Source organism: Ketogulonicigenium robustum (genome assembly GCF_002117445.1).
GTDB classification, from domain to species: Bacteria; Pseudomonadota; Alphaproteobacteria; order Rhodobacterales; family Rhodobacteraceae; genus Ketogulonicigenium; species Ketogulonicigenium robustum.
Map to the genome: position 1 here is coordinate 2339177 of NZ_CP019937.1, position 13513 is coordinate 2352689.

At 61.0% G+C, this 13513-nt stretch carries 16 protein-coding genes; 8 read left to right on the forward strand and 8 right to left on the reverse strand.

Features of this window, described 5'->3' with window-relative positions; genetic code table 11:
* Positions 1 to 5: 5 nt before the first annotated feature.
* Together mnmE and rho are read right to left on the reverse strand one after the other, a co-directional pair.
* Positions 6 to 1286: a tRNA uridine-5-carboxymethylaminomethyl(34) synthesis GTPase MnmE gene (gene mnmE / locus BVG79_RS11675; protein ID WP_085787057.1), complete on the reverse strand. Its 1281-nt coding sequence runs from the start codon at positions 1284 to 1286 to the stop codon at positions 6 to 8.
* Between the two features lie 10 nt (positions 1287 to 1296).
* Positions 1297 to 2571 (reverse strand): transcription termination factor Rho, encoded by a 1275-nt coding sequence (rho, locus tag BVG79_RS11680; RefSeq protein WP_085787058.1) that lies wholly within the window; start codon positions 2569 to 2571, stop codon positions 1297 to 1299.
* 491 nt (positions 2572 to 3062) lie between these two features.
* Here rho and BVG79_RS11685 point away from each other — a divergent pair, with 491 nt between their 5' ends.
* Genes BVG79_RS11685 through dnaQ form a run of 4 tightly spaced genes read left to right on the forward strand, consistent with a single transcriptional unit; the run spans position 3063 to position 5767 of the window.
* Positions 3063 to 3662 (forward strand): Maf family protein, encoded by a 600-nt coding sequence (locus BVG79_RS11685; protein ID WP_085787383.1) that lies wholly within the window; start codon positions 3063 to 3065, stop codon positions 3660 to 3662.
* A complete protein-coding gene (locus BVG79_RS11690; RefSeq protein ID WP_085787059.1) occupies positions 3659 to 4489 on the forward strand; it encodes a shikimate dehydrogenase in 831 nt (276 codons plus the stop codon). The genes BVG79_RS11685 and BVG79_RS11690 overlap by 4 nt, the downstream gene beginning before the upstream one ends.
* Positions 4486 to 5082, forward strand: coding sequence for a dephospho-CoA kinase (gene coaE / locus BVG79_RS11695; protein WP_085787060.1), 597 nt, complete (start codon positions 4486 to 4488; stop codon positions 5080 to 5082). The genes BVG79_RS11690 and coaE overlap by 4 nt, the downstream gene beginning before the upstream one ends.
* Complete coding sequence (gene dnaQ / locus BVG79_RS11700) at positions 5075 to 5767, forward strand: DNA polymerase III subunit epsilon (protein ID WP_085787061.1); 693 nt, start codon at positions 5075 to 5077, stop codon at positions 5765 to 5767. Before coaE ends, dnaQ begins: the two co-directional genes overlap by 8 nt.
* On the opposite strand, the gene secB is transcribed toward dnaQ, so the two are convergent.
* Complete coding sequence (gene secB / locus BVG79_RS11705; RefSeq protein ID WP_085787062.1) at positions 5768 to 6298, reverse strand: protein-export chaperone SecB; 531 nt, start codon at positions 6296 to 6298, stop codon at positions 5768 to 5770. It lies immediately after the preceding gene.
* A 64-nt stretch (positions 6299 to 6362) separates the two neighbouring features.
* Positions 6363 to 6860, reverse strand: a complete 498-nt coding sequence (locus BVG79_RS11710; protein ID WP_085787063.1) for an FxsA family protein — start codon at positions 6858 to 6860, stop codon at positions 6363 to 6365.
* A gap of 136 nt (positions 6861 to 6996) precedes the next feature.
* Between BVG79_RS11710 and BVG79_RS11715 the strand changes: the two genes are divergently transcribed.
* The 3 genes from BVG79_RS11715 (at position 6997) to BVG79_RS11725 (ending at position 9536) form a co-directional block, all read left to right on the forward strand.
* Positions 6997 to 7656 carry a Tim44/TimA family putative adaptor protein gene (locus BVG79_RS11715; protein ID WP_085787064.1) on the forward strand — a complete coding sequence of 220 codons (660 nt, stop codon included), beginning with the start codon at positions 6997 to 6999 and terminating at the stop codon, positions 7654 to 7656.
* Positions 7657 to 7736: 80 nt separating this feature from the next.
* Complete coding sequence (locus tag BVG79_RS11720) at positions 7737 to 8273, forward strand: Smr/MutS family protein (RefSeq protein WP_418268916.1); 537 nt, start codon at positions 7737 to 7739, stop codon at positions 8271 to 8273.
* A gap of 168 nt (positions 8274 to 8441) precedes the next feature.
* On the forward strand, positions 8442 to 9536 hold the full coding sequence (locus BVG79_RS11725) for a P1 family peptidase (protein WP_085787066.1): 1095 nt from the start codon (positions 8442 to 8444) through the stop codon (positions 9534 to 9536).
* 39 nt (positions 9537 to 9575) lie between these two features.
* On the opposite strand, the gene BVG79_RS11730 is transcribed toward BVG79_RS11725, so the two are convergent.
* The 3 genes from BVG79_RS11730 to hslV are packed head-to-tail and all read right to left on the reverse strand — an operon-like array spanning position 9576 to position 12064.
* Positions 9576 to 10151, reverse strand: a complete 576-nt coding sequence (locus BVG79_RS11730; protein WP_085787067.1) for a nucleoside 2-deoxyribosyltransferase — start codon at positions 10149 to 10151, stop codon at positions 9576 to 9578.
* 12 nt (positions 10152 to 10163) lie between these two features.
* Positions 10164 to 11468 carry an ATP-dependent protease ATPase subunit HslU gene (gene hslU, locus BVG79_RS11735; RefSeq protein ID WP_085787068.1) on the reverse strand — a complete coding sequence of 435 codons (1305 nt, stop codon included), beginning with the start codon at positions 11466 to 11468 and terminating at the stop codon, positions 10164 to 10166.
* 11 nt (positions 11469 to 11479) lie between these two features.
* Positions 11480 to 12064, reverse strand: a complete 585-nt coding sequence (gene hslV, locus BVG79_RS11740) for an ATP-dependent protease subunit HslV (protein ID WP_085787069.1) — start codon at positions 12062 to 12064, stop codon at positions 11480 to 11482.
* 123 nt (positions 12065 to 12187) lie between these two features.
* Here hslV and BVG79_RS11745 point away from each other — a divergent pair, with 123 nt between their 5' ends.
* The gene (locus tag BVG79_RS11745) at positions 12188 to 13144 is read left to right on the forward strand and encodes a nucleoside hydrolase (protein WP_085787070.1); all 957 of its coding nucleotides are present in this window, start codon (positions 12188 to 12190) and stop codon (positions 13142 to 13144) included.
* A 36-nt stretch (positions 13145 to 13180) separates the two neighbouring features.
* Here the strand turns inward: BVG79_RS11745 and trxA are convergent, their stop codons facing one another.
* Positions 13181 to 13507: a thioredoxin gene (trxA, locus tag BVG79_RS11750; protein WP_085787071.1), complete on the reverse strand. Its 327-nt coding sequence runs from the start codon at positions 13505 to 13507 to the stop codon at positions 13181 to 13183.
* Between the last annotated feature and the right edge of the window lie 6 nt (positions 13508 to 13513).

The window sequence follows — 13513 nt, forward strand, 5'->3', positions numbered from 1 at the left end:
ACTCCTTATTTGCCGATGCAGAAACTGGCAAAAATCTCGCCCAATATATCTTCGACATCGATCCGCCCGACAAGGGAATCGATTGCGCGGATGGCAAGTCGCAGATCTTCGGCAACCAAGTCGGCCTTTTCTACCGCCTCTGGTAAAAGGTCAATGACTTCGGCCATCATCGTGATGGCCTGCACCATAGCCAAACGGTGCCGCTCGCGCATAGCAACGCCGACCGAGGCAACCCGCGCTGCCAAAACTTGGCCGATATGGGCTGTCAGCCTGTCGACGCCATACCCCGTCAGGCCCGAAATTCCCATCGGGTCGCGCGTTTCGTCCCCACGCGGGTGCAACACTATATCGCCGCGCTGGACAGCAACTTCCGGCGCTTCGCCCGGTGCCACGATATGCACGCGAATGTCAGCCTTCTCCGCGCGGGCGCGGGCGCGGGCAATCCCGATGCGCTCAACCTCGTCTGCTGTGTCGCGCAAACCAGCGGTGTCCAGCAGCGTGACGGGCAGTCCTGCGATGTCCATTCGCACTTCGATAACGTCGCGCGTCGTGCCGGCCACATGGGATGTAATCGCAGCCTCTCGACCAGCCAAGTAGTTCAAAAGGGTGGATTTTCCGACGTTTGGCCGCCCGACGATGGCAACCTCGAACCCGTCTCGCAGGCGCTCGGCCACAGCCACACCGGCAACTTCAGCCTCTAGATCGGTCAGTACGTTTATCAACAAATCCGCAACCTCGGGGCGCACATCGACGGGGACTTCCTCGTCCGCGAAGTCGATCGTCGCCTCGACAAGGGCAGCCGCGCGCAGCAGCTGCGCCCGCCATTTGGTAGCCTTCGCCCCCATAGCCCCTTGGAAAATACGCATCGCTTGGCGACGCTGCATCTCCGTCTCGGCGTCGATCAGATCGGCGAGGCCTTCGACCTGTGCCAGATCAAGCTGCCCGTTTTCCAATGCGCGGCGCGTGAACTCACCTGCCTCGGCCAAACGCAGGGCACTGTCGTCACCCAGCAGCCGCAAGATGGTCTGCACAATCGCTGGGCTGCCATGCAGTTGCAGTTCGACGGTCGGCTCGCCCGTAAAGCTACGCCCCGCAGCGAAGGTCAGGACGAGGGCCTCGTCCACAACATCACCCGCGCCGTCGACCAGGCGGCGCAAAGTCCGCCCGTGCGTAGGCAAAGGGCCCGCCAGCTTTTCGGCGGCGGGCAGGGCCGCGGGGCCCGAAATTCGAACGACGGCAACCCCCGCACGGCCGCGGGCTGTGGCCAGTGCGAAGATCGTATCCATCGTTCTGGCCTTACGAATTCATCGATTCGAAGAAATCGGCGTTGCTCTTGGTCTGCTTCAGCTTCGAGATCAGGAAGTCCATCGCGTCCGTCGTGCCCATCGGGTTCAGGATGCGGCGCAGGACATAGGTCTTCTGCAGATCTTTGGCATCGACCAGCAGGTCTTCCTTACGGGTGCCCGACTTCAGAATATCTACGGCAGGGAAGACGCGCTTGTCGGCAACCTTGCGGTCTAGCACGATCTCGCTGTTGCCGGTGCCCTTGAATTCTTCAAAGATCACCTCGTCCATCCGGCTGCCGGTATCAATCAGCGCGGTGGCGATAATGGTCAGGCTGCCGCCTTCTTCGATGTTGCGCGCAGCACCAAAGAACCGCTTGGGGCGCTGCAGGGCGTTCGCATCGACACCGCCCGTCAGCACCTTGCCCGAGGACGGTACGACCGTGTTATACGCACGACCCAGACGTGTGATCGAATCCAGCAAAATCACTACGTCGCGCTTGTGTTCGACCAGGCGCTTGGCCTTTTCAATCACCATCTCGGCCACGGCGACGTGGCGCGTCGCGGGTTCGTCGAAGGTGGACGAGACGACCTCGCCTTTGACCGAGCGCTGCATGTCGGTCACTTCTTCGGGCCGCTCATCGATCAGCAGCACGATCAAATAGCACTCGGGGTGGTTTACTTCGATCGAATGGGCGATGTTTTGCAGCAGCACCGTCTTACCGGTGCGCGGCGGTGCCACGATCAGCGCGCGCTGGCCTTTGCCGATGGGCGCGACCAGATCGATGATACGGGCCGAACGATCTTTGATCGTCGGATCCTCGATTTCCATTTTCAGGCGTTGATCGGGGTAAAGCGGGGTCAGGTTGTCGAAGGCCACCTTGTGACGGGCGCGCTCGGGCTCTTCAAAGTTGATCTTCTCGACCGTGATCAGGGCGAAATAGCGTTCGGTCTCGGACGGCTCTTGCATGACGCCCGAAACGGTGTCGCCGGTACGCAGGCTGTACTGCCGGATCATGTCGGGACTTACATAGATATCGTCGGGGCCAGGCAGGTAGTTTGCCTCGGGGCTGCGCAAGAAACCAAAGCCGTCTTGCAGCACTTCCAGAACGCCGTCGCCGCCGATCGTCCAATCTTCCTCGGCCCGCTCTTTCAAAATGGCGAACATCATGTCGCCTTTGCGCATGGTCGAGGCGTTCTCGATTTCCAGCTCTTCAGCCAGCGCCAGCAGGTCCTTGGGGCTACGCGCCTTCAGGTCGGAAAGATTCAAACGGAATTCTTCGCTCATGGAAATAGCCTGTATCGGGCGGTGACCGGCAATAGCGTGTCAATGCAATGTATAAGGGGGACCTTCACCCGAACGGGGAAGCTTGATTGACCTCTATCGCTTTCGGGCCCTGTCGTCAAGCAACCGCGCCTTTCAGAAAGGCGATCGGGCATACCTTCAAACTAAATAAAATAAAGAAAAGAAGAAGGATTTGGATAGATTTAGGGCGGTGGATAACTGCCCTTTCATTAGTTATACACAGAGTTCTTCGATGTGTGCAGTTTTGTTGATAACTTGAATGACAGTTTAAAATCAGTAACTTGACTGTGTTTAATTACCCATAATTGGCTTATACACAGCCCCGTACTTATCCTTTTCCAGCGTGGAGGAATCATCTGCGAATCGCGGGGCGACTCATCGTCTTGTCCACGCCCTGTCGAGGTATCAATTTTTGTGATAGTTCTCGACAGAGTCCCGCGCAGGGTTATCCAAGGAATTATACACAGATGGTCATGGCTACAGATATCGTTTTAGCGTCCGGTTCCGCGATCCGCGCACAACTGTTGCAACAATCGCGCGTGCCGTTTCGCGTGGTCAGCGCCCGCATAGACGAGGAAACGATCACCGAGTCGCTGATCGGCGAGGGGGCGAAGCCACGCGATATTGCCGATGCATTGGCCGAGATGAAGGCTATTCGCGGCGCTGCGCGCGCGCCCGGTGCGCTGGTGATCGGTTGTGACCAGGTGTTGGACCTAGGCGGCTCGCTGCTGAGCAAGCCTATGTCGCCCGAAGAAGCCCTGTCGCAACTGCAATCCATGCGGGGAAAGGTGCACAAGTTGCTGTCGGCCGCCGTGATCTACCACGACAACGCACCGCAGTGGCGCCACGTAGGCGAGGTGCGGTTGGCGATGCGCGACGTATCAGACGCGTATTTACAGGATTATGTCGCCCGAAACTGGCCCGCTATCGGCGATTGCGTCGGTGCCTATCAGTTAGAGGGCGAGGGCGTGCGGCTATTCACCCGCATCGATGGCGACTACTTCAATGTCTTGGGTATGCCGCTGCTCGAGATACTTTCCTATTTGGCGCTGCGTGGTATCATTGCGTCATGACTGACCACCGCATTCCTCTTGCTGGCGTAATTGGCAATCCCGTCGCGCATTCGCGTTCGCCGGATGTGCATGGCCATTGGCTGAAACGCTATGATCTGCCGGGGCATTATATCCCGCTGCACGTCGAAGATATTGATCTGGAACAGGTGCTGCGCAGCCTGCCGCAAATGGGGTTTGCGGGTGTGAACGTGACAATCCCGCACAAGGTCCGCGCGATGGAGCTGGCGGACTTTATCAGTGACCGCGTGACGTTGATCGGCGCGGCCAACACGTTGACATTTCGCGACGGTAAAATTTACGCAGATAATACAGATGCTTATGGGTTTCTTGCTAGCTTGCGGCAGGGGGCGCCAGATTGGAATGCCGCGGCAGGGCCGGCTTTGGTTCTGGGGGCAGGTGGGGCATCGCGGGCGATTGTCTCGGCGCTACTGGAGGCTGGAGCCCCCGAAGTGGTGGTCGCGAACCGCACCAGATCCAAGGCCGAAGGGCTGCGAGCCGATTTCGGGGCGCGCTTGCGTGTCGTCGAATGGGTTACATCTGGCGACCAAATTGCCGATATGGCGACTGTCGTAAATACAACATCGCTGGGGATGCAGGGGCAGCCGGCCCTGAAGCTGGACCTGAGTGGATTTAAGCGCGGGCAGGTTGTAACGGACATCGTTTACACCCCCTTGATGACCCCCTTCTTGTCCGAGGCGAAATCGCGCGGGGCAACCGTTGTTGATGGTCTGGGGATGCTGTTGCATCAGGCTGTGCCGGGGTTCGAACGCTGGTTCGGGCAGCGCCCCGAGGTTGACGATGATCTGCGCCGGGCCATCCTCGGATGAGCTTTCTGCTGGGGCTGACAGGCTCGATCGGGATGGGAAAGTCGACGACAGCGGGGCTGTTCGCGGCGCAATCGGTACCGGTGTGGGACGCGGACGCGGCTGTGCACCACCTGTATGGGGCAGGCGGCGCGGCTGTGAAACCCGTCGCCGCTGCTTTTCCCGATGCGTTGGTCGATGGGGCAATCGATAGGGCGCGTTTGCGCGCGGCATTGGCCTGCGCCCCTGAACGGCTTGGCGAACTCGAGGCGATAGTTCACCCGCTGACGGCCGAGGATAGGGCGCAATTCATCGCGCACCACAAGGCCGCGCCGGTCTTGCTATTCGACATTCCGTTGCTGTTTGAGACAGGCGCACAAGACTGGCTGGATGCCGTCGTCGTGGTTACGGCCCCCGCTGATGTGCAAAAGGCTCGTGTTTTACAACGCCCCGGTATGGACGACGCGACCCTCGCACGGATTTTACAGCGTCAAATGCCCGACAGCCAAAAACGCCAGCTGGCGGATTACATCATTGAAACGACCAGCCTGCCGCAAGCGGCGGCCCACGTTCAGCAGGTTCTGAACGCGCTACCAAAAGGAAAGCCCGATGCGTGAAATCGTGATGGATACCGAAACCACCGGTTTCGAACCCGAAACGGGCGACCGCATTGTCGAAATCGGCTGTGTCGAGCTGCTGAACCACCTGCCGACGGGGCGCACCTACCACCAATACATCAACCCGCAACGCGACATGCCGGAAGATGCGTTCAAGGTACACGGCCTCAGCGCCGAATTCTTGTCCGACAAACCACTGTTTGCCCATATCGCGCAGGATTTTCTGGACTTTATCGGTGATGCCAAGCTGGTCATTCACAACGCGGCCTTCGATGTGAAGTTCCTCAACGCCGAGCTGTCGTGGGTGAAAATGCCGCAAATCGCCCCAAGCCGCGCGATCGATACGCTGCTGATTGCGCGGCGGCGTTTTCCGGGGGCGCAGAACTCGCTTGATGCGCTGTGCCGCAGGTTCGGCATCGACAACGCCAAGCGAACCCTGCACGGCGCGCTACTGGATAGTGAAATTCTGGCCGAGGTGTATCTGGAGTTGATCGGCGGCAGGCAGCCCGATTTTGGCTTGTCTGCAGCAGCGACGCAGACCGCATCGGGCCCAGCGACGCGCAACACATGGCGCCCACAACCGCGCCCCCACGCATTGCCATCGCGGCTAACCCCCGAGGAGGCCGAGGCCCACGCCGCCTTTGTCGAAGCCCTCGGCCCCGAAGCGGCGTGGAAAACCCAGTAATTACTGGATGACGGGTTGGGGCGCTGCGGCGCCTTCGCCGTTTTCTTTGGCAGCCTGAACGCGGCGGGCCAGTTCGTTCCGGTAAAGACCGAAGAAGTCGATCATATCGATATTCACCGACGGGAAGCCGCCATCACGTGCGACATCGGACACGATGCGGCGCACGAACGGGAAGGTGATGCGCGGGCATTCGACCAGCAGGTAGGGGTGCAGCTGGTCGGCCGGAATACCTTCGATATGGAAGATGCCGGCATATTCCAGTTCGATCACGAACAGCACATCATTGGTGCCAGCCGACTTCGATGTCAGGTTCAGCTTGGTTATGACTTCATACTGCGTCTCGGACCGCTTGCGCGCGTCCAGCGAGACCTGAACCTGCATTTCCGGCTGCGGGTTGCCGGTCACACCCTTGCGAGCAACGACGTTTTCAAACGACAGGTCGCGGACGTATTGGGTCAGAATCCGCGTATTGACGCGCATGGGTTCTGCAGCGGCGCCAGCTTGCGGGTTTACTTCGGGACTATCGGACATTGTCTCTCTCGGGGATGATAAACTGTCGCACCAGTCCTAACGGCTAGGGGGGGCAGCTTCAATGCTATTTGTCCCTAGGGTCTTCGGGCTGGTGCCAGACCGAATTTGCGTTGGCTGCGCCGCCGATGCGGGTGGCATCGGGGTCAACCTCGGTAAAATCGCCATCGATCACATCGTTCGGCGAGTAGGTGGCGGTGCGAATGTTCACCTTGTTCGCAACACGCGACCACAGGAAGTTTTGCACCTGCGGGATCAGCAGAACCAGACCCAACGCAGATGTGACCAGCCCGGGCACAATCAGCAACCCGCTGGCCAGCGCCTTCAGCGTGCCCGCACCAATCTGCTGCGCGGGTGCGCCCATGCGGCCACCGGCAGCATAGCCGAGGCCGCCTTGCAGCGCGCCCAGTGCCTGTTGACCCAACCGGCGTAGGGTGAAAACGCCCAGTGCGGTCGACCCCAGCACCAACAACAGTGTCAGCCCAACCCCGATTTCCCCGCCAATCACGATGAAGGCGACAATCTCGATCAGAACAAGGGCAGGAAAGACCCAATAAAGCGGCATTTAACTCTCCGATGCGGGGCTAAATTCCCGCGTGGCAAAAGGTGGACTTGCGTCATTACCATGCATAGATAGGGGCGAAGGTTATGTTTTACCACATGAGGCCCGTGTTTGGGCCCACAAGCGGGAAGGGATCAAAATGAATTCTCCGATCATCCAGATACTGGTCCTGGCTGCGATCGCCATTTTTCTGATCCTGCGTTTGCGTTCGGTTTTGGGCACGCGCGATGGTTTTGAAAAGCCCATCGCCCAAGTCCCGCCCGAGGAAGCGAAAAAGCGCCCCGATCTGGAAGTGATCGAAGGCGGCCCCGATCGCGATATTACCGACCACGTTGCCGAAGGCAGCGCGACGGCGCTGATTTTGGGTGAGATCAAAAAAGCCGAGCCCAGCTTTAACCTGCGCGAATTCCTGACCGGCGCGCGTGGCGCCTATGAGATGATCCTGATGGCGTTCGAGCGGGGCGACATCGAATCTGTGCGCGCCTTCATCGCGCCCCAAGTGTATGACGCCTTCCACGCCGTGATCGAGGAACGCAAGGCCAAGGGCCTGAAGATCGAAGCGAACTTCATCGGTATCCGCGATATCGGCCTGCAGGACGCGGCGTTCGACAGCCAAACCCGCGAGGCAGAGCTGGACGTGCGTTTCGTGGCCGAGTTGACCTCGGTGGTGCGTGATGCCGGCGGCAAGGTGATCGAGGGGGCCGATGGGGCCGCCAAGCGCCAGAAAGACGTTTGGACCTTTGCCCGCAAGGTGGGTTCGGACGATCCGAACTGGGTGCTGGTCGCCACTGGCGGCTAATCGCTATGGCACGCCGGGGTCGCAAACTCAGCGCCGAGGAGCGCAGCCTTTGGGATCTCGTCATCCGGCGTGATACGCCTATGAAACGGTCGAAATCGGGTTTTGTACCGCTGGCTACACCCACCCCGCCACCGGCGCTGGTCGAACGACCCGCGCCGGTTTTGCCTACCGCGCCCCTGGCCCCGTTCAAGCTGGGGCAGAAGGCGGGCACCACCCGCAAGGCGCACGATCTGGCCCCGCCAGTGCATGAGGCGGTGAAGCAAGCGCCCCTTAAAATGGATTCCAAAACCCACGGCCGGATGGTGCGCGGCAAGCTGAAGCCCGAGGGCCGCATTGACCTACACGGAATGACGTTGGACGAGGCGCACCCCGCGCTTTTGTCGTTCATCGCCCATTCGCATATGATGGGGCGGCGGCTGGTGCTGGTGATTACCGGCAAGGGCAAGCTGCGTGATGACATGGCCCCCATGCCCGCGCGTGTCGGCATATTACGCCACGCGGTGCCGCAGTGGCTGAACATGATGCCGCTGCGTGCGATGATTTTGGATATTCGCCCGGCCCATATCAGCCATGGCGGAATAGGGGCGTATTACGTCTACCTCAGCCGTCGTCGGTGACGCGACGCGGTGATCCGGTTTTCGTTACACCCTGATCCCGCATTGCGGGTTTTTTGTTGCGCGCCCCCGTGCTCACATGGGGGCTGTCCAATCGCCAACCCGTTGATAACGCGGCGCATCGGCGGTTTGCACAGATCACAATAAAAAACCATACCAACGGAGGTCATCATGGACCGCAGAAGTTTCGGAGCCACAATGCTGGGCCTAGGCGCGGCAGGCGCAAGTCTGTTGCACGCCACATCCGCATCGGCGTCTGGCGAATTGCCCCCCTTGCTCGAGGGCTGCATTACCGATGTTCCCGGCATCAAGCTGGGCCACCACGTGATGGAAGGGCGCCCGACCGGTTGTTCCGTCATCTTGTGCGAGGAAGGTGCCCGTGCTGGCGTCGACGTGCGCGGGTCTGCGCCCGGCACGCGCGAAACCGATTTGCTGAACCCCATCAACATGGTGAACACGGTCAACGCCATCTTGCTGTCCGGCGGGTCGGCCTATGGGCTTGATGCGGCGGGTGGTGTCATGCGCTGGCTAGAGGAGCGCGGCATGGGCCACGATGTCGGGCGCGGCGTTGTGCCGATCGTGCCCGCTGCGATCCTGTTCGATCTGGGCGTCGGCGATTTCTCGATCCGGCCCGATGCGGCGGCGGGGTATGCGGCCTGCGATGCCGCCACCGATCAGCCGTCGGCACTGGGGAATGTGGGCGCAGGTGCTGGCGCGACCATCGGCAAGATGTTCCGCGGATCGTCCATGAAGGGGGGCCTTGGCACAGCCAGCTACACCGTGCCCGGCACCAATATCGTCGTGGCCGCGATTGTTGCGGTGAATGCTGTGGGCGACGTGATCGACCCCCGCACGGGCCAGATTGTTGCGGGCGCGCTGAACGAAGACCGCACGGCCTTCCGCGACACCCAAGCCCAGATCATGAACGGCCATACAGTCATCAGATCCGCCGCGCAGAACACAACGATTGGTGCGGTTGTCACCAACGCCCCCTTCACCAAGACCGAGATGAACAAGGTCGCCCAAATGGCGCATGACGGCTACGCGCGCGCGATCAGCCCCGTGCATACCATGTCGGACGGCGACACGATTTTCGCCCTCTCGACCGGAAAGTCCGACGGGGTGACGGCCAGCGTGAATGCGATTGGTACGATTGGTGCGGTTGTGATGGCCCATGCCATCGTGCGGGCCGTCATGGCGGCGGAAAGCCTCAGCGACCCCGATATTCCGGCCTACAAAGACATCGCCTTCAGCACCGCGCTGTAAGGGTGTGGCGGCGCCCCCGCATGGGGGCGCCGCTGTCGTTTAGCCAAGCGTCGCCTTGGCGCATTTCAGCGCTTCCTCGTAGACCGACAGGTCCGATGTCGGCAGCAATGCGTCGCCCGATGGGCGCAGCACTTGGCCGCCGCGCGCGAAGATACCGCCGTCCAGCATCAGGTTATCGGCAAAGCCGTGCGCTTCGACCGATTGGCCATCGGTATTGGCGCGCAGTTTGCCCGCCTCGTCTTGCGACACATCACCCTTGTACCATTCAGCCGCCGTGCGCGGCCCGAAGTCGCGCGGGTCGTTCGTATAGGCGAAAACGGGCTTCTCCAGCGCGCAGAAAAAGCCGATCTCGAAGGCGGTGCCGACGTCGGTGCTGATCCCGCGAAACGGGGTCATATTGGCGATCATCACATCGGCGCGCTGCATCACTTCCTCGTTGATGCGCGCGATGGCAATGCCCGCGGCGTGTTTGTCGTCGGGCAAGGTACCAAATCCGAGGCCCGGGCCAATCACGTCAAAGCCGTAATCGGCGGCCATCTCGCGCTTGCGCGCCAGCACGGTTTTGGCATCGGGGTAGAAGACTTCGGGGCCGGCGATATAAAGCGTTTTGGTCATAGGGGCCTGTCGTTAAAGCACATAGCGGCTCAGGTCGCTTTGGCGGGCCAACTGGCCCAGATGCCGTTCGACGTAAGCCGCGTCGATCTGAACCGCTTGCCCCGATTGTTCGGGCGCGTCAAACGACAGATCCTCGAACACGCGCTCGATCACGGTGTAAAGGCGGCGGGCGCCGATGTTTTCAACGGTTTTGTTCACTTCGGCCGCAATGCGCGCAATGGCGGCAATCCCGTCGGGGGTAAAGGTCACATCAACCCCCTCGGTCGCCATCAGGGCGGTGTACTGGCGGGTCAGCGCGTTGTCGGTGTCGGTCAGGATGCGGATGAAGTCATCCTCGCTCAGCGCCGACAGTTCGACGCGGATGGGAAGGCGGCCTTGCAATTCGGGCAGCAGGTCCGACGGCTTCGCCACATGGAACGCACCCGAGGCGATGAACAGGATGTGGTCGGTTTTGACAGGGCCGTGCTTGGTCGAAACGGTCGTCCCCTCGATCAGGGGCAGCAGGTCGCGCTGCACGCCTTCGCGGCTGACATCGGCACCGCGCGCTTCGGCGCGGGCGGCGACTTTGTCGATCTCGTCAATAAAGACGATGCCGGATTCCTGCACGGCTTTCAGGGCGGCGGCTTTCACCACCTCGTCGTCCAGCAGCTTGTCGGCTTCGTCATTCACCAGCAGATCGTGGCTGGCGGCGACGGTCATCCGCTTTTTCACGCGGCGCTGGCCAAAGGCTTTGCCGAACAAATCGCCGATATTCATCATGCCGCCGCCCATACCAGGCTGACCGGGGATTTCAAACTGCGGGGCGGCGCTGGTGTCGGGCACTTCGATCTCGATCTCGGTGGCATCCAATTCGCCCGCCCGCAGCTTTTGGCGAAACATTTCGCGGGTTTGCTCGCGCGCATTTTCACCCGCAACCGCGCTGAGGACGCGATCCTCGGCAGCAGCAATCGCGCGTTGGCGCACGTCGGCGCGCATGTATTCGCGGGTCTCAATAATGGCGGCATCGACCAGATCGCGGATGATCTGCTCGACATCGCGGCCCACATAGCCGACCTCGGTGAATTTGGTGGCCTCGACCTTGATGAAGGGCGCACGGGCCAGCTTGGCCAAACGGCGCGAAATCTCGGTCTTGCCGACGCCGGTCGGGCCGATCATCAGAATGTTTTTGGGGTAAACTTCGGCGCGCATCGCATCGTCCAGATGGTTGCGGCGCCAGCGGTTGCGCAGCGCGACGGCGACGGCGCGTTTGGCGTCGTGTTGGCCCACAATGTGGCGATCAAGCGCGGTGACGATGTCGCGGGGGGTCAGATCGGTCATCTTCGGGGCCTTTATGCAGTCAGCAGATCGGTGTTTTTCGGGGCGGACAACTGGTCCAGCGTGATATTGCCGTTGGTGTAGACGCAGATGTCGGCAGCAATCGCCATGGCACGGCGGGCGATGTCCTCGGCGTCCAGATCGGTCGGGATCAGCGCACGGGCTGCGGCCAAGGCGTAGTTGCCACCCGACCCGATGGCGGCGACATCGTGTTCAGGCTCCAGCACGTCACCGGCACCGGTGACAACCAGCAGCGCATCGCCATCGGTCACAATCAGCATCGCTTCCAGCTTTTGCAGGTATTTATCAGTCCGCCAGTCTTTCGCCAGTTCGACACAGGCGCGGGCCAATTGGCCGGGGGCGGCTTCCAGCTTGCGCTCTAGCCGCTCAAGCAGGGTAAAAGCATCGGCGGTCGATCCGGCAAAGCCGACCAGCACGGGCTTGCCGCCCGGGTTCAGGCGGCGCACCTTGCGGGCGGTACCCTTGATGACGGTCTGGCCAAGGCTGACCTGCCCGTCGCCCGCGACAACAACCTTGCCGCCTTTGCGCACGCCGATAATGGTCGTGCCATGCCAGCCTGGAAAATCACTCTGGGACATCGGGCTCTCCTTCTAAACGCGTGGGTCACATATGCGCATGAATGACCGAAAGAAAAGGGGCCGCCCCCTTGCAGTTGGCGCTGTAGTGGGTGGAAATGGCGCAAAGTTGTAACAGGATTGACCATGGCCCAAGATCGTCACGCAATTATCATTGATACCGACCCGTCCCCCGATGATGCCGTCACTTTCTTGATGGCGCTGGGGTCGCCCGATGAAATCGACCTGCTGGCGATTACCACCGTTGGGGGGAATGTGCCGCTGCATTACACCACCCGTAACGCATTGATGGCGTTGGAATTGGTCAACCGCACCGATGTGCCCGTCTACAAGGGCGCCGCAGGCCCGCTGATGGTGCCGCTGGAAACGGCCGAGCATGTCCACGGTCGCACCGGCTTTGACGGCTACGACCTGCCCGAGCCGAAGGCGACGGCTGCCGTAGGCTTTGCCCCCGAAAAGATTGTCGAACTTGTGATGGCCCGCCCCGCCGGGACTGTCACGCTGGCCTGCCTTGCGCCGCTGACCAACATCGCGCTGGCCATGCTGCTGGAACCGAAGCTGGCGGCCCACCTGAAGGGTATCGTCATGATGGGCGGGGCGCGCACTGAAGGCGGCAACATCACGCCCGCTGCCGAATACAACATCTACGCCGACCCCGAGGCCGCATGGCGCGTGCTGCATAGCGGCACGCCCATCGCGATGATCCCGCTGGATTGCACCCACAAGGCGCTGACGACCAAAGCCCGCATGGATGCCCTGCGCGCCTATCCGCAGCCGCATATCGAGCCGTTCTACCACCTGCTGATCGCGAACAAGGCCTATAATTCCAAGCAAGACGGGACCGATGGCGGCCCGCTGCACGACCCGACCGTTGTGGCCTACATCTTGCGCCCCGAGATTTTCGCGGGTCGTCATGTGAATGTAGAAATTGCGCTGCAGGCCCCGACGCGCGGTATGACCGTTGTCGACTGGCGCAGCGTGACCGGCAAACCCGCAAACGTCACATACCTGCCCGATATTGATGCTGACGCCTATTACGCGCTGGTCTGGGAACGTTTGGCCACAGCCTATCGTCCTGCCTAAAGCAAAGGGCCGCCCCATCGGGCGGCCCTTTTGGTCTTAGACCGACTGGTCGATCCACGCTTTCAGCGCGGCCTTGGGGGCTGCGCCGGCGCGGTTCGATACAACCTTGCCGTCTTTGAAGATGAACAGCGCAGGGATGCCCCGCACCCCAAGGGCCGCAGCGACGGCTTGGTTTTCATCAACGTTGATTTTGGCGACTTTGACGTTGCCGCCGTATTCGGCCGCCAGTTCTTCCAGCGATGGGCCGATCATGCGGCAGGGGCCACACCATTCCGCCCAAAAGTCGACGACGACGGGCACGTCCGAATTGACGACGTCTTGTTCAAAGCTGGCGTCGGTGACGGCTAGGGTATTTTGCGACATGTTTTT